Origin of the sequence: Klebsiella sp. SWET4 (assembly GCF_024296565.1) — a bacterium.
GTDB classification, from domain to species: domain Bacteria; phylum Pseudomonadota; class Gammaproteobacteria; order Enterobacterales; family Enterobacteriaceae; genus Klebsiella; species Klebsiella variicola.
In genome coordinates this window covers 143,661-162,521 of sequence record NZ_JANCOB010000013.1, presented here as the reverse complement: position 1 = coordinate 162,521, position 18,861 = coordinate 143,661, and the positions used below count along the sequence as shown (strand labels likewise).

Sequence of the window (18,861 nt, the reverse complement as noted above, 5' to 3'; positions counted from 1 at the left end):
ATCCTGCACGACCCACCAATGTAAAAAGGCGCCCTAAAGGCGCCTTTTTGCTATGCGCCGAACTCAACGATTCGAACCTGCAGCAGGTTCGGGTCGAACGCAGTGAGACAACGGAGCCGCTTGCGGCGACGGCCCGAAGGGCGAGGCCAAGCCGAGTCATCCTGCACGACCCACCAATGTAAAAAGGCGCCCTAAAGGCGCCTTTTTGCTATGCGCAGTTTGCGGTCTTGCCGCGAGTTCCCCCGCAGCACTCCCCCTGTCAGCGCTGATACAGCGGATCTTCCACCCTCGCAGCGGTTAAATTTGCCCCTTCTTCACGCACAATTTCCCATAACGCCTGAGCGGCGGTCGACAGCGAGCGATTTTTCCGGCATGCCAGCATCAGTTGCCGCTCCATCACCGGGGTCAGCCGCTTCACCGTCAGATGGCTCCCCTGCGGTAACGGCAGCGCCAGCGCCGGCAGAACGCTGATGCCAATTCCCGATTCTACCATCGGAAACAGCGTTGCCGGGTGACCAATCTCCTGCACAATGTTCGCCCGGATAGCCAGCCGGCTAAGGGCCGCATCAATCAGCGGACGGCTGCCGGAGGCATAGTCCTGCAGGATCAGTCTCTCATCCTGCAGCGCTTGCCACGGCACCTCCGTCAGGCCGGCAAAAGGATGATCCTCCCGGCAGAGCAGCAAAAAAGGTTCCGCCAGGACCACTTCACACTGCAGATCTGCCGCCGGGCCGGGGTCGATCACAATGCCGAAATCCACTTCCCCATGGCGAATACTCTCCAGCACCCACTGCTGGGGCCGATCGTGCAACACAAAATCGATATCTGGATAACGACGGTTGCTGTGAGCAATACACTGCGGAATCAGGTGAGCGGAAATCGTCTGACTGGCGGCGACCTTGACGGTACCGCTCATCTGCTGGCCGACGCGCCCGGCGTCGCGCAGGGTAATCGTCAACTCATCGAGCAAACGCTCCAGCCGCCCCGCCAGCTGCTGACCCGCTTCGGTGAGCACGACTTCGCGAGTGGTACGGTCGAGTAGCCGGACGCCGGTCTGATGCTCCAGCTCCTTAACGCTATGGCTGACGGCCGACTGACTTAAGCCAATCATCTCCCCTGCCCGGCTGAAGCTTCTGGCCCGGGCGACGGTGACGAATACTTTTAACTGACGCAGAGAGTAATTCATCTTTTTTATTCATGAATAGATGCAATAAATCAATTTTATTTCTCAAATGAAAAAAAGCACAATAGCGCATCTCTTTTCAGGAGCGTTTATGAAACTTTTCCGCATTCTCGATCCGTTTACGGCAACCCTGGTCACCGTTGTCCTGCTGGCCTCATTCTTCCCCGCCCGTGGCGCTTTCGTTCCCTTCTTTGAACATCTGACCACCGCCGCCATTGCCCTGCTGTTTTTTATGCACGGCGCTAAACTCTCCCGGGAAGCGATTATCGCCGGCGGCAGCCACTGGCGTTTGCATCTGTGGGTGATGTGCAGCACCTTTATACTCTTCCCGGTACTCGGGGTTCTGTTTGCCTGGTGGGCGCCGGTGAATGTCGATCCGATGCTCTACAGCGGCTTTATCTATCTGTGCATTCTGCCGGCCACCGTGCAATCCGCTATCGCCTTTACTTCGCTGGCCGGAGGCAACGTCGCGGCGGCGGTGTGCTCAGCCTCGGCCTCCAGCCTGCTGGGGATCTTTGTTTCACCGCTGCTGGTGGGCGTCCTGATGAACCTTCATGGCGCAGGCGGCAGCCTGGAGCAGGTCGGTAAAATCATGCTGCAGCTGCTGCTGCCTTTCGTACTCGGTCACTTATCACGGCCGTGGATCGGCAACTGGGTGGCGAAGCATAAGAAGTGGATTGGTAAGACCGACCAGACCTCGATTCTGCTGGTGGTTTACTCCGCCTTTAGCGAGGCAGTGGTGAATGGCATCTGGCATAAAGTCGGTCTGGGATCGCTGCTGTTTATCGTGGTGGTCAGCCTGGTGCTGCTGGCCATTGTCATCGCTGTTAACGTGTTCGTCGCCCGCCGCTGCGGCTTTAACAAAGCCGATGAGATTACCATCGTCTTCTGCGGTTCGAAAAAGAGTCTGGCCAACGGCATCCCGATGGCCAATATTCTCTTCCCGACCTCCATCCTCGGCATCATGGTGCTGCCGCTGATGATCTTCCACCAAATCCAGCTGATGGTCTGCGCGGTGCTGGCGCGGCGCTACAAGCAGCAAACCGATGCGCGTCTCGCTGAGGAAAAGGCCAACGCCGCCAAAGCTTAACGCGCTTTCTTCAGGGGCTGAACCAGATCGCTCAGCCCCTCGGTTTTAATCAGCAGGGTCAACGCCATCAGCTCGCCGAGATGGCCGGCAGGAAACTGATCCTTACGCGCAAACCACAGTAAATACTCTTCCGGGACATCGATTAAACGACGTCCCTTGTATTTACCGAACGGCATCTCAGTATTGGCTATTTCGACCAGCTGCGCTTTATCCACGTTATTCTCCCAGCAGACGCATCATTTCGGCTTCGTCAATCACCTCAATGCCCAGCTCCTGCGCTTTCGCCAGCTTAGAACCCGCCGCTTCGCCGGCAATCACCAGGTCAGTTTTCTTCGACACACTGCCTGCCACCTTCGCCCCCAGCGCGACGAGACGCGCTTTGGCGTCATCCCGCGATAGCTGACTCAGGCTGCCGGTCAGGACCACGGTTTTACCCGCAAACGGGCTATCAATCTCTTCCGCCTTCACCACGACTGGCGCCGGCCAGTGAACGCCTTCGGCCAGCAGCTGCGCGATGACATCGCGGTTACTCTCTTCGGCAAAGAAGTTGAAGGTATGGGTGGCAACCACGATGCCAACATCAGGGACCTTTTGCAGCTCCTCAATGGAAGCCTGCTCCAGGGCTTCAAGAGTGCCGAAATGCGCCGCCAGGGCCGCCGCTGTCGCTTCGCCTACCTCGCGAATACCCAGAGCGTAGAGGAAGCGTGCGAAGGTCGTCTCTTTGGCTTTTTCCAAAGCATTGACCACATTTTGCGCGGACTTCGGCCCCATCCGATCCAGCCCGGTGAGTTTCCCGGCGCTCAGGCGGAACAGATCCGCCGGCGTATGGACATACTCTTTCTCCACCAGTTGGTCGATGATCTTGTCACCCATGCCGTCAACGTCGAGCGCGCGACGGGAGACGAAGTGCTTAAGCGACTCTTTACGCTGCGCGCCGCAGATAAGGCCGCCCGTACAGCGGGCTACCGCCTCGCCCTCCACTCGCTCAACGTCGGACTGACATACCGGGCAGTGGGTCGGGAAGACAACATCCCGGGCATCCGCCGGACGCTCGGAAAGCACCACATTGACCACCTGCGGGATCACATCGCCTGCCCGACGAATCACTACCTTGTCGCCGATTTTCAGACCTAAGCGTTCGATTTCATCGGCGTTATGTAGGGTGGCATTGCTCACCAGCACGCCGGCGACATGGACCGGCTCCAGGCGCGCCACTGGCGTGATCGCCCCGGTGCGCCCTACCTGGAACTCCACATCCCGGACGAAAGTCATCTGCTCCTGTGCCGGGAACTTAAAGGCCACGGCCCAGCGCGGCGCGCGGGCCACAAAACCCAACTGCTCCTGCAGCGCCAGCGAATCGACTTTGATCACCACGCCATCAATGTCAAAGCCCAGATGAGGACGATCTTCCTCGACTTTACGATAGTAAGTGAGCACTTCCTCGGGAGTATGACACAGGGTGACGCGATCGCTCACCGGCAGTCCCCATGCTTTGAACTGCTGCAAACGGGCCGAGTGGCTGGCCGGCAGCTCACCGCCCTCCAGCACGCCAACGCCGTAGCAGAAGAAAGTAAGCGGTCGCTTCGCCGTGATGCGCGGATCGAGCTGGCGCAGCGAACCCGCCGCCGCATTACGCGGGTTAGCAAACACTTTTCCGCCGGTGCGGCGCGCTTCTTCATTGATTTTTTCAAACCCGGCCTGCGGAAGGAAAACCTCACCACGCACCTCAAGACGTGCCGGGATATTCTCGCCATGCAGCTTGAGGGGGATAGTGCGAATGGTTCGCACATTGGAGGTAATATCCTCGCCGGTGGTACCGTCGCCGCGGGTCGCGGCCTGCATCAGTACGCCGTTTTCGTAGAGAATACTCACCGCGAGGCCGTCGAGCTTAAGCTCGCAGCAGTAGGTGAGATCGTCAGTGCTTTTCAGGCGATCCTGTACCCGCTTGTTGAAGGCGAGAAAGCTCTCTTCATCAAACACGTTGTCCAGCGACAGCATCGGCACTTCATGGCGGATCTGGCTGAAGGCAGTTAGTGGCGCCGCCCCCACCCGCTGAGTCGGCGAGTCCGGGGTAATCAGCTCCGGATGTTGACTCTCCAGCTCGCGCAGCTCGCGCATCAGGCGGTCATATTCCGCATCGGGCACTTCCGGCGCGTCCATAACGTGGTACAGATATTCATGATGGCGAAGCGTGGTTCGCAGTTCAGTCAGTTGTTGTTCGATCGGTTCCATATCACACCATCAATGATAAAAAACCCCCGACAGGCGGGGGTTGAGAAGGAGTTGAGATAACGCGGGACGTCAGGCGTTCGCGTCTTTCACTTCGCGAATACGATCCTGGTATTCACGCAGTTTTTGCGGCGTCATCATGCGACGCTGATCGTCAAGCACCACGCCGCCCACTTCATCGGCGATATACTGCGCAGACTGCAGCATCAGCTTGAAGTTCTGCAGTTCATCACCGTAGGAAGGGACCTGCATAAAAATAGTCACCCCAGGGGTCATCATATCCGCCATGCTGTCCGGATTGAAGGTCCCCGGCTTCACCATGTTGGCCAGGCTGAACAGCACCGGACCGCTGCCATCCGGGCTCAGATGGCGGTGGAAAATATTCATTTCACCAAACTTGAAGCCGGCCTGCTGGATGCTGTTGATCAGCACCTCGCCGTTAAGCTGTGCGCCGTGATGGGCGGCGACGTTCATCACAATGACCGTCTCTTTACGCTCTTTCGGCTGCGGCGCGGCAGGCTGCGGCGGCTCTACCGGCTGCGGCTCGACCACGGCGGGCTGCGGCGCGGCAACAGGCTGCTGCGGGGCGGCTGGCTGCGGCTGGGCAACGGTCGGCGTCACCGGCTGCGGTGCGACGGGCTGCTGCACAACGGGCTGCGGCTGATGTTGGGGTTGCACGGACGGCTGCGCGGGCTGCGGCTGTTGCCAGCCAGGCTGCGGAGCCGCATGCGGCACAGGCTGCTGTCCCTGCGGTTGAACCGGGGCCTGGCGCGGCGATTGCTGCGGCTGGCGAACCGGTTCATCAGGACGCACAGGCTGCTGCATCTGGCGCTCGTAAGGCGGCTGGTACTGGTGCTGCGGCGCCTGACGAGGGGCTTCATGCTCCCCATGCGCGCCGTGCGGGGCGTGAGTGACCGGATGAACGCGGACTTCACCTACGCCTTCAACATTATCATCAAAGTCTTCGTTTTCCGACTCATCGTCGCGCGACTTCATACGTTTCAGTGGGCGATCGCGAAACATCGAAGAACGTTCTTTACGGCTGGTCCAAAAACCATGTACCAGTAAAGCGATTATGGCGATCGCGCCAACAATGATTAATATCAGACGCAAATCCTGCATCATTATATTCTCTGTTGTTCTAACACCTTGCCACCACGGCAAACATTTACTCACTAAGAGTATTTGCCGATTACCTCAAGTGCAAGTGCGTCGGTCGCTTTCACCACATAAAGATGAACTAAATCGTGCTTTTTGCTGTTTTTTCGAACATTTCCTAACTGGTTATTGTCTGGCGACCCGATAAAATAAGCGAGCATTCACACTGGATGTTAAAAAAGGAGCATTGCCTGGCTATGGTTTCATCATCCGCACCGACCCCGCGTAGCGGCGTTTATTATTTTTCGCAGGGCTGGAAACTCATCGGGCTGCCTGGCATACGGCGTTATGTCTTTTTGCCTTTGCTGGTTAACGTGCTGCTGATGGGCGGAGCCTTCTGGTGGCTATTTACCCGTCTCGACAGCTGGATCCCCTCGCTGATGAGCCATGTGCCGGACTGGCTGCAGTGGCTAAATTACCTGCTGTGGCCGGTGGTGGTGCTCTCGATTCTGCTGGTGTTTGGTTACTTCTTTTCGACTATCGCCAACTGGATAGCTGCGCCGTTCAGCGGCCTGCTGGCGGAACAACTTGAAGCGCGTCTGACTGGCGCCACCCCGCCGGACGTCGGCGTCTTTGGCATCATGAAGGATATTCCGCGCATCATGAAACGTGAGTGGCAGAAGCTGGCCTGGTACCTGCCCCGCGCCATCGTGCTGTTGCTGCTCTACTTTATACCCGGCGTTGGCCAGACGGTGGCCCCGGTACTCTGGTTCCTGTTCAGCGCATGGATGCTGGCGATTCAATACTGCGATTACCCCTTTGATAATCACAAGGTCCCCTTCAGGACCATGCGCGAAGCGCTGCGCAGCCGCAAAGTGATGAATATGCAGTTTGGGGCGCTCACCAGTCTGTTTACCATGATCCCGGTGTTAAACCTGGTGATCCTGCCAGTGGCCATCTGCGGCGCCACCGCAATGTGGGTCGATTGTTATCGCGATAAACACGCGGTCTGGAAATAGCCCCAACATGTTCACCCCGGGAGCGGCTGAGGCCGCTCCTTATATCTCGCTTATTCCTTCTCGCTTATCATTATTTCCCTTCCGCATATAGATATGCTAAATCCTTACTTCCGCATATTCTTTAAGCGGGTATGCTGATGCCGTACCCCCAAATTTCATACAGTTAAGGACGGGCCATGAGTAAGATTTTTGAAGACAACTCCCTGACTATCGGTCACACGCCGCTGGTACGACTGAACCGCATTGGTAACGGCCGTATCCTGGCAAAGGTAGAATCTCGTAACCCGAGCTTTAGCGTAAAATGCCGTATCGGCGCCAATATGATCTGGGATGCTGAAAAGCGCGGCGTTCTGAAACCTGGCGTGGAACTGGTCGAACCGACCAGCGGCAACACCGGTATCGCCCTCGCCTACGTGGCGGCGGCCCGCGGCTACAAGCTAACGCTAACCATGCCGGAAACCATGAGCATTGAGCGCCGCAAACTGCTGAAAGCGCTGGGCGCCAACCTGGTACTGACCGAAGGCGCAAAAGGCATGAAAGGCGCTATTCAGAAAGCGGAAGAGATCGTCGCCAGCAACCCGGAAAAATTCCTGCTGCTGCAGCAGTTCAGCAACCCGGCTAACCCGGAAATCCACGAAAAGACCACCGGCCCGGAAATCTGGGAAGACACCGATGGTCAGGTGGACGTCTTTATCTCTGGCGTAGGCACCGGCGGTACGCTGACCGGCGTCAGCCGCTACATTAAAAACACTAAGGGCAAAAAAGATCTGATCACCGTCGCGGTCGAACCGACCGATTCGCCGGTCATCTCCCAGGCGCTGGCGGGTGAAGAGCTCAAGCCGGGCCCGCACAAAATTCAGGGTATCGGCGCCGGCTTCATTCCTGGCAACCTGGATCTGAAGCTGGTGGACAAAGTGATCGGCATTACCAACGAGGAAGCTATCTCCACGGCGCGCCGTCTGATGGAAGAAGAAGGCATCCTGGCGGGTATCTCTTCCGGGGCCGCCGTTGCCGCCGCGTTGAAGCTGCAGCAAGATGAGGCCTTTACCAATAAGAATATTGTGGTTATCCTGCCTTCCTCAGGTGAGCGTTATTTAAGCACCGCGCTGTTCGCCGATCTCTTCACTGAGAAAGAACTGCAACAGTAGTGCCAGCTTGTAAATAATGTGTAAAAAAGCACCTTTTCAGGTGCTTTTTTGTGGCATACGTCAAAGTTTTACCCCTCCTGGCATTGATTCACCTCGTAGGGTCTGGTATTTAACCAGCACATTTATTTTGATGCGCGAAATTATTCAGAAGAGGATTTCCGCCAGCTGAATCGATTTTATGATTTGGTTCAAGTCTTCCTTTCGCGGCATAATGTTTAATGACGTGCTAGACGTCAATGGCCCGCAGGTCTTCGCAGCGCCAGGCGCTGCCGACGCCAAGGCCGGAAACGTAACGCCGGCGCTAACAATACAGGCTAAAGTCGAGTCGTTAGACTAGACTTTAGGTCCACAACACTAAACCTATAAGTTGGGGAAATATAATGTTCCAGCAAGAAGTTACCATTACCGCTCCGAACGGTCTGCACACCCGCCCTGCTGCTCAGTTTGTTAAAGAAGCTAAAGGCTTCACTTCTGAGATCACTGTAACCTCCAACGGCAAAAGCGCCAGCGCCAAAAGCCTGTTCAAACTGCAGACTCTGGGCCTGACCCAGGGAACCGTAGTGACCCTCTCCGCTGAAGGCGAAGATGAGCAGAAAGCTGTTGAGCATCTGGTTAAACTGATGGCTGAACTCGAGTAAGTTCACGGGTTCTTTTTCATATCAGTCACAAGTAAGGTAGGGTTATGATTTCAGGCATTTTAGCATCCCCGGGTATCGCCTTCGGCAAAGCACTGCTGCTGAAGGAAGATGAAATTGTCATCGACCGGAAGAAAATTTCTGCCGATAAGGTTGATCAGGAAGTCGAACGTTTCCTGAGCGGCCGCGCCAAGGCCTCCGCCCAGCTGGAGGTCATCAAAACCAAAGCTGGTGAAACTTTCGGTGAAGAAAAAGAAGCCATCTTCGAAGGGCATATCATGCTGCTGGAAGATGAGGAGCTTGAGCAGGAAATCATAGCCCTGATTAAAGATAAGCACATGACTGCCGACGCGGCAGCCAATGAAGTTATCGAAGGTCAGGCCACTGCCCTGGAAGAGCTGGACGATGAATACCTGAAAGAACGTGCGGCTGACGTACGCGACATCGGTAAGCGCCTGCTGCGCAACATCCTTGGTCTGTCGATTATCGATCTGAGCGCGATTCAGGATGAAGTCATCCTCGTCGCCGCCGATCTGACCCCGTCTGAAACCGCACAGCTGAACCTGAAAAAAGTGCTGGGCTTCATCACCGACGCGGGCGGCCGTACCTCTCACACCTCCATCATGGCGCGTTCCCTGGAACTGCCGGCCATCGTGGGCACCGGCAGCATCACGGCGCAGGTGAAAAACGGCGATTATCTGATTCTCGACGCGGTGAACAACCAGGTTCTGGTCAACCCGTCTAACGAGCAAATTGAAGCGCTGCGTAATCTGCAGGCTCAGGTTGCGGAAGAAAAAGCCGAACTGGCGAAACTGAAAGATCTGCCGGCGATTACCCTCGACGGCCATCAGGTTGAAGTCTGCGCCAACATTGGTACCGTTCGCGATGTCGAAGGTGCTGAGCGCAACGGCGCCGAAGGCGTTGGCCTGTATCGTACCGAATTCCTGTTCATGGACCGTGACGCGCTGCCAACTGAAGAAGAGCAGTTTGCGGCCTATAAAGCGGTGGCTGAAGCCTGTGGCTCTCAGGCCGTTATCGTGCGTACCATGGACATTGGCGGCGACAAAGAGCTGCCGTACATGAACTTCCCGAAAGAAGAGAACCCGTTCCTCGGCTGGCGTGCCGTGCGTATCGCGATGGATCGTAAAGAAATCCTGCGCGATCAGGTGCGCGCCATCCTGCGTGCCTCCGCTTTCGGTAAACTGCGCATTATGTTCCCGATGATCATCTCTGTTGAAGAAGTGCGTGCGCTGAAGAAAGAGATCGAAATCTACAAACAGGAACTGCGTGACGAAGGTAAAGCATTTGACGAATCCATTGAGATCGGCGTGATGGTGGAAACACCGGCTGCGGCGACCATTGCTCGTCATCTGGCCAAAGAAGTTGATTTCTTTAGTATCGGCACCAATGATTTAACGCAATATACTCTGGCAGTTGACCGTGGTAATGATATGATTTCACATCTTTACCAGCCGATGTCACCGTCTGTACTGAATCTGATTAAGCAAGTTATTGATGCTTCTCACGCTGAAGGTAAATGGACTGGCATGTGCGGTGAGCTTGCGGGCGATGAACGTGCTACACTTCTGTTGCTGGGTATGGGGCTGGACGAATTCTCTATGAGCGCCATTTCCATCCCGCGCATCAAGAAGATTATTCGTAATACGAACTTCGAAGATGCGAAAGTATTAGCAGAGCAGGCTCTTGCTCAACCGACAACGGACGAGTTAATGACGCTGGTTAACAAGTTCATTGAAGAAAAAACAATCTGCTAATCCAAGAGATGCGCGGCCCAAATTACTGCTTAGGAGAAGATCATGGGTTTGTTTGATAAATTGAAATCTCTGGTTTCTGATGACAAGAAAGACACCGGAACTATTGAGATTATTGCTCCCCTCTCCGGTGAGATCGTCAACATCGAAGACGTGCCGGATGTGGTTTTTGCGGAAAAAATTGTGGGCGATGGGATTGCCATCAAACCGACCGGCAACAAAATGGTCGCGCCGGTAGACGGTACCATTGGTAAAATTTTCGAAACCAACCATGCGTTCTCTATTGAATCTGATAGCGGCATCGAGCTGTTCGTTCACTTCGGTATTGATACCGTTGAACTGAAAGGCGAAGGCTTCAAGCGTATCGCTGAAGAAGGCCAGCGCGTGAAAGTCGGCGACCCGGTTATCGAATTCGATCTGCCGCTGCTGGAAGAGAAAGCCAAGTCTACCCTGACGCCGGTGGTTATCTCCAACATGGACGAGATCAAAGAGCTGATCAAACTGTCCGGTAGCGTGACTGTGGGTGAAACCCCGGTTATCCGCATCAAGAAGTAATGCTTGCTGCATAAAAATGGCGCCGAAAGGCGCCATTTTTTTATATCGCGCTGGTCACCGGCTGATAGCACTTCTCCCGGGACAAGATGCGCAATCCCTCCGGCGTGCTCTCCAGAATACGACGCTCACTGTCAGAGACCAGCAGATCGCACTGGTACCCTCCGGCCAGGCCGAACAGCGACCGCGCTACGCAGGCATCCTCCAGCGCCGCCTCCCCTGTGGTATCAAAATGACCGACAATACGCCCCTGTTGGCGGATCACTAACCGATAGCTTTTCATCAGTTTTTCTCCCGTGGCGGCAGGATCAGTTCGTCACACCCCTGCGCGGCAGTCCAGTTCATGACCTCCAGCACGCGCCGGGCGGCAGCCTGCGTCGCCGCCCCCAGCGCCAGGCCGGTGAGCAGACCGCTCACCAGCTCTGCACAGAACAGATCGCCCGTTCCCTTCAGGTCCGTTTCCACCCGCGGGTGGGCCACCACCTCCACCGCATCGGCCGTCACCACCAGCACATTTATCGTCGAACGCGCCTCTCCCGGCGCGCTGGTGATCACCACCCATTTGAGGGTATCTGACAGCAGGCTTCGCGCCGCGGCGACCGCCTCCTGCTGATTGCGACAGCGCTGGCCGCTCAGCGTTTCCAGCTCAAACAGATTGGGGGTGATCCCTTGCGCCAGTGGCAGAAGATGCTGACGATAGGCATCCGGGATCTCAGCCTTAACGTAGATGCCGCTGTCGACATCGCCGATGACCGGATCCACCAGAATGCACAGCCCGGGATGGCGGGCCCGCACCCGCGTCAGCCACTGCGCCAGACGTTCGATTTGCACGGCGTTGCCCATATAGCCGGTGGTCACTGCACGCAGTTCGCGCAACGCGTCGCGTTCCTCCAGCGCCTGCAGATACCCAACAAACCACTCCTCCGGAATAATGCCGCCATAGAACGTCTCATAATGGGGCGTATTGCTGAACAGTACCGTCGGCACCGCCAGCACGCGCAAACCGTGCTGTTTAATGGCCGGAACCGCGATGCTGTTGCCAACGCTGCCATAGACTACCTGGGACTGCACAGCGACGATATCGACTTCCGACGCCCGGCTTGTGTCGTGAAAGAGCACTGATTGTATGTCATCTTGCTGGCCCATCTTTTCTCCCCCCGCTGGACAGCGGGTCACGCACTGATTATGATTCGTCCTATGCTAAATTTCATTTTGTCATAGGTCAATAATGTTTACCGGAAAAACCGCCAGCGATATCTTCGATCATATCCGCCATCTGGTGCAAAGCGGTGGGTTGCGGCCCGGAGAGGTTCTGCCACCGGTACGCGAGCTCGCCAGCCAGCTGGAGGTGAATCGCAATACCGTCGCCGCCGCCTATAAACGGCTGGTCACCTCCGGGCTGGCCGTCAGCCAGGGACGAAACGGCACGGCCATTAAAGCACGGGATCCGCTGCCGGCGCTGGAGGGCGGTGACCCAACGACGCCGCTGAACGATATCTCCAGCGGCAATCCGGACCCCGCCAGACTGCCTGAATTAACCCGTTATCTGGGCCAGCTTGCCCGCACACCACGCCTGTATGGCGATGCTCCCATCGAGCCGCGGCTTGGTCAATGGGCCGAGGCGTGGTTTGCCAAAGAGATAGCGGTTCCCTTTGCGGTGAATCTCGCCAGCGGAGCGATTGACGCCCTGGAGCGTCTGCTGAGCGCTCTGCTGCTGCCCGGCGACGGCGTGGTGGTCGAAGATCCCTGTTTTCTCAGCAGCATCAATATGGTGCGTTACGCCGGCTTTACCCCCTGCCCGGTGGCGGTGGATGCTGAGGGGATGGATCCTGACGGCCTGGAGGAGGCGTTACGCAACGGCGCACGGGCGGTGATCTTAACCCCGCGCGCGCATAATCCTACCGGCTGTAGCCTGACGGAAACCCGGGCGCATGCCCTGCGGGAGGTGCTGGCCCGCTATCCGCAGGTACTGGCGATTGTTGATGACCATTTTGCCCTGCTGTCGGCCACGCCATGGCACTCCCCTCTTCCTGCAAGTACGCAACGCTGGGCGCTGGTGCGCTCAATGTCAAAAACCCTCGGGCCAGACCTGCGGCTGGCCTTTATCGCCAGCGATGCCGATACCTCAGCGGCGCTGCGCCTGCGGCTTAACGCCGGCAGCCAGTGGGTCAGCCATCTGCTGCAGGACCTGACGCTGGCCTGTCTGACCGATGAGGCGTTTATCGCCTCGATGACGGAGACCCGTCGTCATTATCGCCAGCAGAATGAGAAACTGGCGGCGGCGCTGGCCCGGCACGGCCACAGCCATGCTACGCCTGGCGATGGACTCAATTTCTGGCTGCCGCTGCCAGCGGCGAGCCAGCCCTACGCCTTACGCCTGGCCCGCGCCGGCTGGCTGGTCCGGGAGGGGGAAATATTTGGTGTCCGAACGCCTGCGCACGGGCTGCGCCTGTCGCTGGGCCGTCTGAGTGACGCTGAGATTTCCCGCCTGGCGGCTGATATTGCGCTGGTCTTAAACCAACCCTGATGCAGGCCGTATCATTCGGCATGTTGAAGCATCTGCCGCACAGGTGAGTGATGGCAGCTGCCGATAAACTAATGAAAAAGTAAACGAAAGCAGGCACAGTCTTACCTGCATACCCTGCTCGCCCGGACGAATAAAACAGTCCCGGTGGCGGAAAAATCGCTCACAAGAAGGAGCACCAGAGATGCATCACACTGACCTGGCACTGAAGGCGGTCATTGAAGCCTGCGACCGCGCTATCTCACAGGAAGATTACGATACCCTGATGGCCTATTACGCAGAAGACGCCGCGCTGGTCGTCAAACCGGGCATGGTGGTCAGAGGGAAAGAGAATATCCGCAAAGCCTTTATCGCCATTGCCGACTATTTCCAGCACCGACTGGTGGTGACTCAGGGGAAAATGGAGGTTATTGAAGGCGGCGGCAATGCGCTGGTGATTATGGAGACCCGGCTGGATATCCCGACGGCGGACGGGATATCCCAGGTCACACGGCGCGCCACCTATGTCTTTCAGAAGCAGGGCGAGCGCTGGCTGTGTACGGTCGATAACTCCTACGGCACCGACCTGCTTGATGATTAAATGCCAGCCCCCTGGCTAAAATGTTCTTCGCCGAACACGCCGGTGGAAAGGTAACGATCGCCGCGATCGCAGACGATCGCCACCACCACCGCGCCAGGATTTTCACGGGCAATGCGTAACGCGCCCGCCACCGCGCCGCCGGAACTGACCCCGCAGAAAATGCCTTCCCGCACCGCCAGCTGACGCATGGTATTCTCGGCATCCTGCTGATGAATATCCAGCACCGCATCCACCAGCGAAGCGTTAAAGATCCCCGGCATATACTCTGCCGGCCAGCGACGGATCCCGGGAATACTGCTGCCCTCTTCCGGCTGCAGGCCGACAATGGCCACCGGTTTACTCTGTTCGCGCAAAAAGCGCGATACGCCGGTAATGGTGCCGGTGGTCCCCATGCTGGAGACAAAGTGGGTGATACGTCCCGCGGTCTGCTGCCAGATTTCCGGCCCGGTGGTAGTGTAGTGGGCGTAGGGGTTATCCGGGTTGTTAAACTGATCGAGCAGTTTGCCCTCTCCGCGTTGCGCCATCTCAAGAGCCAGGTCGCGGGCCCCCTCCATTCCCTGCTCTTTGGTGACCAGAATCAGCTCGGCGCCGTAGGCACGCATCGCCGCCCGGCGCTCCTGGCTCATGTTGTCGGGCATCAGCAGCTTCATATGATAGCCTTTCAGCGCGGCGATCATCGCCAGCGCAATACCGGTGTTACCGCTGGTCGCTTCGATCAGCACGTCGCCGGGCTGAATTTCGCCGCGCTTTTCCGCTTCGACGATCATCGACAGCGCGGCGCGGTCTTTCACCGAGCCTGCCGGATTATTGCCTTCGAGTTTGACCCAAACTTCACTGCCGTTGTCCGGACCCAGACGCTGAAGCTTGACCAGAGGGGTATTGCCGATGGTGTGTTCGAGTGTATTCACGATTTTTACTCAATAAAAAAGCCGGGTTGCGCTTCGCTTACCCGGCCTACAAGACGCGTAAAAATTCCAGGCCCGGAAAGCGTAGCCTTACCGGGCGATAGACCTGCTCAATAAGCTATCAGGCCGACTCCGCCAGAGCAAGCTCGCCGCGCGGCTCGATACGCTCGGTACCGTTATACAGGCGCGCGTTTTGCAGGCCAACGAACAGCCGTTCGCCGCGGGACGGGGCCTCATCGCCTGCCAGCACCACGCTCAGCGGTTCGTCATACCACCCCAGAGGCTGAACGACTAATTGGGTGTAGTGCCCTTTCGGGCTGGCTTCCAGCACCTGCACCGGCAGCGGGGAATCCAGGCTGGTCCGGCGGCTGATGTCCACTTCCCACGGACGCAGGAACAGATCCACCGGCCCCTGGTATGTTGGGGTATAGCCTAACGGCCAGCGGTGCGCGCCAACGTGGAACTGTCCACCGCGGATAATGCCCTGTAGGCGGTTTACTTCGCCCATAAACTCCAGTACGAAACGGGTCGACGGTTCACGCCACACGCGCTCCGGGGCATCGGCTTGTTCGATGTTGCCCTGACTCATCACCACCACCCGGTCAGCAACTTCCAGCGCCTCTTCCTGATCGTGGGTGACGAACACGCTGGTAAATTTTAACTCTTCATGCAGCTGACGCAGCCAGCGGCGCAGCTCTTTACGCACCTGCGCATCCAGCGCGCCGAAGGGTTCATCCAGCAACAGAATTTGCGGCTCCACCGCCAGGGCGCGCGCCAGCGCCACACGCTGCTTCTGGCCGCCGGACAGCTGCGCCGGATAGCGATCCGCCAGATGGGCTAGCTGCACCATCTCCAGCAGTTTGGTCACTTTGGCTTTAATCGCCGCCGCATTGGGTCGTTCACGGCGCGGCAGCACGGTCAGGCCAAAGGCGATGTTATCGAACACCGTCATATGACGGAACAGCGCATAGTGCTGGAAGACGAAACCCACTTTACGGTCGCGGGCGTGCATCCGGCTGACGTCGGTGCCGTGGAAGCGGATATGACCGCTGGTCTGATGCTCCAGCCCGGCGATAATTCGCAGCAAGGTGGTTTTTCCGGAGCCCGAGGGCCCCAGCAGCGCAACCATTTGTCCGGAAGGGATATCCAGCGAGATATCATTCAGCACCTGGGTGCGACCAAACGATTTCTTAATATTGGCAATCTCAATGCTCATGATTTCCCTCCTGTTGCGCGCGTTCTTTCTGATTGGCCAGACGCCATTGCAACATACTCTTTAAAAACAGGGTCAGAATAGCCATTAACGTCAGCAGGGCCGCAGCGGTAAACGAGCCGACGGTATTGTAATCCTGCTCCAGTAGTTCAATTTGCAGCGGCAGCGACAGCGTTTCTCCACGAATCGAACCGGAGACTACCGACACTGCGCCAAATTCGCCGATGGCGCGGGCGTTGGTCAATACCACGCCGTACAGCAGCGCCCAGCGAATATTCGGCAACGTCACCCGGCGGAACATCTGCCAGCCGGAAGCGCCCAGCAGCACCGCGGCTTCATCTTCATGACTGCCCTGGCTCATCATCACCGGCACCAGCTCGCGCACCACAAACGGACAAGTGACAAAGATGGTCGCCAGCACCATGCCCGGCCAGGCGAACATGATCTGCAGGTTATGCGCATCAAGCCAACCGCCCAGCGGGCCGTTAGAGCCATAAAACAGCAGATACACCAGACCGGCCACCACCGGCGAGACGGCGAACGGGATATCCAGTAACGTCAGCAGCAGCTGGCGGCCGGGAAAAGTAAAACGTGTCACCAGCCAGGCCAGCAGCGTACCGAACACCAGGTTCACCGGTACGGTAATCAACGCAATCATCACCGTCAGCCAGATGGCATGCAGCATGTCCGGGTTGGCCAGGTTTTCCAGCACCGGCATCAGCCCTTTGCTGAAGGCCTGGATAAAGATATAGAGCATCGGCACCACGAGGATGAAGGCGGAGACCACCATCCCGACGCCAATCAGAAACCATTTCCCCCAGTTGATGCGGGGCGCGTCGTAGCGTTTCAATTGAGTAACTTCCGCCATTAGTGACCTACCACGCGTCGACCAAAGCGACTCTGCAGGGTATTGATGGAAAAGAGCAGCAGCAGTGAGGCAGCCAGGATCACCGAGGCGATCGCGCTCGCCGCCGGATAGTCAAACTCCTGCAGACGAATAAAGATCATCAGCGAGGTCACCTCTGTCTTCCACGCGATGTTGCCAGCGATAAAAATCACCGCGCCAAACTCGCCGAGGCTACGGGTAAACGACAGGGCAATGCCCGCCAGCAGCGCCGGCGACAGCTCCGGCAGCACCACTTTGCGGAAACTCTGCCAGCGCGTGGCGCCCAGCGTTTCCGCCGCTTCCTCATACTCGGGTCCCAGCTCCTCCAGCACCGGCTGCACGGTTCGTACCACGAACGGGATGCTGGTGAAGGCCATCGCCACGGCGATGCCGAGCCAGGTATAGGTCACTTTAATATCGAACTTCGCCAGCCATTCACCGTAAATTCCGTTAACGGAAAACAGCGAAGCCAGCGTCAGGCCGGCCACCGCCGTCGGCAGCGCAAACGGCAGATCCATTAAGGCATCCAGCAGCGTGCGGCCCGGAAAACGATAGCGAGTGAGGATCCAGGCCATCAGCAGACCAAAGACGCCGTTAAAAATCGAGGCCACAAACGCCGACAGCAGCGTCACCTTATAGGCCGCCACCACCTGCGGATTGGTGATCACATCCCAGTATTGCGCCCAGCTCATCTGCGCCAGCTGCATCACCAGCGCGCTGAGCGGTAATAACAAAATCAGACAGACAAACAGCAGGCTGGTGCCGAGGCTCAGGGTAAAGCCCGGCAGCACGCGCTTGGACGACACAGCAAACATTACTTACGCCCCGCCGCCAGCAGTTTGTCCAGTTCGCCGCCGCTGGCGAAGTGGGTTTTCATCACCTCAGGCCAGGAGCCAAACTTGTCCTCTACGCGGAACAGCTCGGTCTGCGGGAATTTATCCTTCTGGGCGTCCATCACTTTCGGGTTGTTTACCCGGTAGTAGTAGTCGGTAATGATGGTTTGCGCCTGCGGGCTGTAGAGCCAGTTCAGGTAGGCTTTCGCCGCCTTTTCCGTGCCATTGGCTTTGACGTTTTTATCCACCCATGCCACCGGGAACTCCGCCAGAATGTTGGTTTTCGGGATCACCACTTCAAATCCCTGCGCCTCATACTGCTTACGAATATTGTTCACTTCCGATTCGAAGCTAATCAGCACATCGCCCAGGCCGCGTTCAGCAAAAGTGGTGGTCGCCCCGCGTCCGCCGGTATCAAAGACTTCGACGTTCTTCAGAAACTGGGTCATAAACTGTTCGGTTTTGGCTTTATCGCCGCCGTCGGCTTTATCCGCCGCGCCCCATGCCGCGAGGTAGGTGTATCGGGCGTTACCCGAGGTTTTCGGGTTCGGGAAAATCAGCTTGACGTCAGAGCGAACCAGATCGTTCCAGTCATGAATGTTTTTCGGGTTGCCTTTACGCACCAGGAAACCCATCGTCGAATAGAATGGTGAACTGTTGTTCGGCAGGCGGCTTTGCCAGTCGGCCGGGATCAGGTTGCCTTTGTCATGCAGGATCTGCACGTCCGTCACCTGGTTGTAGGTGACCACGTCCGCCTTCAGGCCCTGCAAAATAGCCAGCGCCTGCTTGGATGAACCGGCATGCGACTGCTTAATCGTCAGCGTGTCCCCGCCATTGTCCTTCGCCCACTGCTGCTCAAAAGGCGGGTTAAGGGCGGCAAACAGCTCGCGGGAGACATCATAGGAGCTGTTCAGCAGCTCCGTCGCCTGCGCCTGCGCGGCCAGCAGCATGGAAGCCGCCAGCGCCAGATATCCTTTTTTCAGTGATTTAACGGCCATTGCGCACCCTTATCAACGTTGAACATTTTCTGATGATCATCATATTTATAACGGGTACGAAAGGAGTAACGGTTTTATATACCGTTTGGCGATTTGGAAGTCGAAAAGAGAATAAGCAACTGGCAAAGCTTTGCTGAAAGCGGCTCGCAGATTAGACGTGTCATTGTGACAAACGGCAGCCAGGCGTGCACTGTGT

Annotated in this window: 19 protein-coding genes and 1 other RNA gene; 9 read left to right on the top strand and 11 right to left on the bottom strand. The window is 57.3% G+C overall.

Features of this window, described 5'->3' with window-relative positions; all coding sequences use genetic code 11:
• Window positions 1-40 precede the first annotated feature (40 nt).
• A non-coding RNA gene (locus NKJ21_RS23810) (RtT sRNA) lies at window positions 41-176 on the top strand.
• An 83-nt stretch (window positions 177-259) separates the two neighbouring features.
• Here NKJ21_RS23810 and NKJ21_RS23805 read toward each other — a convergent pair.
• Window positions 260-1,186, bottom strand: a complete 927-nt coding sequence (locus tag NKJ21_RS23805) for a LysR family transcriptional regulator (protein WP_008803880.1) — start codon at window positions 1,184-1,186, stop codon at window positions 260-262.
• An 88-nt stretch (window positions 1,187-1,274) separates the two neighbouring features.
• Between NKJ21_RS23805 and NKJ21_RS23800 the strand changes: the two genes are divergently transcribed.
• A complete protein-coding gene (locus NKJ21_RS23800; protein WP_008803879.1) occupies window positions 1,275-2,273 on the top strand; it encodes a bile acid:sodium symporter family protein in 999 nt (332 codons plus the stop codon).
• Here the strand turns inward: NKJ21_RS23800 and NKJ21_RS23795 are convergent.
• The 3 genes from NKJ21_RS23795 to zipA all read right to left on the bottom strand — a co-directional run bounded on the left by NKJ21_RS23795 (window position 2,270) and on the right by zipA (window position 5,627).
• A complete protein-coding gene (locus NKJ21_RS23795; RefSeq protein WP_002913440.1) occupies window positions 2,270-2,488 on the bottom strand; it encodes a DUF3820 family protein in 219 nt (72 codons plus the stop codon). The genes NKJ21_RS23800 and NKJ21_RS23795 overlap by 4 nt on opposite strands.
• Before the next feature lies 1 nt (window position 2,489).
• A complete protein-coding gene (gene ligA, locus NKJ21_RS23790) occupies window positions 2,490-4,505 on the bottom strand; it encodes an NAD-dependent DNA ligase LigA (protein ID WP_012540946.1) in 2,016 nt (671 codons plus the stop codon).
• Between the two features lie 69 nt (window positions 4,506-4,574).
• Entirely contained in the window at window positions 4,575-5,627 is a 1,053-nt protein-coding gene (gene zipA / locus NKJ21_RS23785) for a cell division protein ZipA (protein ID WP_162542806.1), read from the bottom strand.
• Between the two features lie 230 nt (window positions 5,628-5,857).
• Between zipA and cysZ the strand changes: the two genes are divergently transcribed.
• The 5 genes from cysZ to crr all read left to right on the top strand — a co-directional run bounded on the left by cysZ (window position 5,858) and on the right by crr (window position 10,729).
• The gene (cysZ, locus tag NKJ21_RS23780; RefSeq protein WP_008803876.1) at window positions 5,858-6,619 is read left to right on the top strand and encodes a sulfate transporter CysZ; all 762 of its coding nucleotides are present in this window, start codon (window positions 5,858-5,860) and stop codon (window positions 6,617-6,619) included.
• 176 nt (window positions 6,620-6,795) lie between these two features.
• On the top strand, window positions 6,796-7,767 hold the full coding sequence (cysK, locus tag NKJ21_RS23775; protein ID WP_012967478.1) for a cysteine synthase A: 972 nt from the start codon (window positions 6,796-6,798) through the stop codon (window positions 7,765-7,767).
• A 380-nt stretch (window positions 7,768-8,147) separates the two neighbouring features.
• On the top strand, window positions 8,148-8,405 hold the full coding sequence (gene ptsH / locus NKJ21_RS23770; RefSeq protein WP_002913505.1) for a phosphocarrier protein Hpr: 258 nt from the start codon (window positions 8,148-8,150) through the stop codon (window positions 8,403-8,405).
• A gap of 44 nt (window positions 8,406-8,449) precedes the next feature.
• The gene (gene ptsI / locus NKJ21_RS23765) at window positions 8,450-10,177 is read left to right on the top strand and encodes a phosphoenolpyruvate-protein phosphotransferase PtsI (protein ID WP_008803874.1); all 1,728 of its coding nucleotides are present in this window, start codon (window positions 8,450-8,452) and stop codon (window positions 10,175-10,177) included.
• Window positions 10,178-10,219: 42 nt separating this feature from the next.
• A complete protein-coding gene (gene crr / locus NKJ21_RS23760; RefSeq protein WP_008803873.1) occupies window positions 10,220-10,729 on the top strand; it encodes a PTS glucose transporter subunit IIA in 510 nt (169 codons plus the stop codon).
• A gap of 40 nt (window positions 10,730-10,769) precedes the next feature.
• Here crr and NKJ21_RS23755 read toward each other — a convergent pair whose 3' ends face one another.
• Window positions 10,770-11,009, bottom strand: coding sequence for a hypothetical protein (locus NKJ21_RS23755; RefSeq protein ID WP_012540941.1), 240 nt, complete (start codon window positions 11,007-11,009; stop codon window positions 10,770-10,772).
• Window positions 11,009-11,872, bottom strand: a complete 864-nt coding sequence (pdxK, locus tag NKJ21_RS23750) for a pyridoxine/pyridoxal/pyridoxamine kinase (protein WP_012540940.1) — start codon at window positions 11,870-11,872, stop codon at window positions 11,009-11,011. The genes NKJ21_RS23755 and pdxK overlap by 1 nt, the downstream gene beginning before the upstream one ends.
• Window positions 11,873-11,954: 82 nt before the next feature.
• Here pdxK and ptsJ point away from each other — a divergent pair, with 82 nt between their 5' ends.
• The gene (ptsJ, locus tag NKJ21_RS23745; protein ID WP_016161615.1) at window positions 11,955-13,253 is read left to right on the top strand and encodes a transcriptional regulator PtsJ; all 1,299 of its coding nucleotides are present in this window, start codon (window positions 11,955-11,957) and stop codon (window positions 13,251-13,253) included.
• A gap of 181 nt (window positions 13,254-13,434) precedes the next feature.
• Window positions 13,435-13,830, top strand: coding sequence for a nuclear transport factor 2 family protein (locus NKJ21_RS23740; protein ID WP_008803870.1), 396 nt, complete (start codon window positions 13,435-13,437; stop codon window positions 13,828-13,830).
• Here the strand turns inward: NKJ21_RS23740 and cysM are convergent.
• The 5 genes from cysM to cysP form a co-directional block, all read right to left on the bottom strand.
• On the bottom strand, window positions 13,827-14,738 hold the full coding sequence (cysM, locus tag NKJ21_RS23735; protein WP_012540938.1) for a cysteine synthase CysM: 912 nt from the start codon (window positions 14,736-14,738) through the stop codon (window positions 13,827-13,829). The two genes, NKJ21_RS23740 and cysM, sit on opposite strands and share 4 nt — an antisense overlap.
• A gap of 118 nt (window positions 14,739-14,856) precedes the next feature.
• A complete protein-coding gene (cysA, locus tag NKJ21_RS23730; protein ID WP_012540937.1) occupies window positions 14,857-15,951 on the bottom strand; it encodes a sulfate/thiosulfate ABC transporter ATP-binding protein CysA in 1,095 nt (364 codons plus the stop codon).
• Window positions 15,941-16,816 (bottom strand): sulfate/thiosulfate ABC transporter permease CysW, encoded by an 876-nt coding sequence (gene cysW / locus NKJ21_RS23725; protein ID WP_008803867.1) that lies wholly within the window; start codon window positions 16,814-16,816, stop codon window positions 15,941-15,943. Before cysW ends, cysA begins: the two co-directional genes overlap by 11 nt.
• Complete coding sequence (cysT, locus tag NKJ21_RS23720) at window positions 16,816-17,649, bottom strand: sulfate/thiosulfate ABC transporter permease CysT (protein WP_002913626.1); 834 nt, start codon at window positions 17,647-17,649, stop codon at window positions 16,816-16,818. The genes cysW and cysT overlap by 1 nt, the downstream gene beginning before the upstream one ends.
• Window positions 17,649-18,665: a thiosulfate/sulfate ABC transporter substrate-binding protein CysP gene (gene cysP, locus NKJ21_RS23715; RefSeq protein WP_117121913.1), complete on the bottom strand. Its 1,017-nt coding sequence runs from the start codon at window positions 18,663-18,665 to the stop codon at window positions 17,649-17,651. Before cysP ends, cysT begins: the two co-directional genes overlap by 1 nt.
• Window positions 18,666-18,861: the final 196 nt, after the last annotated feature.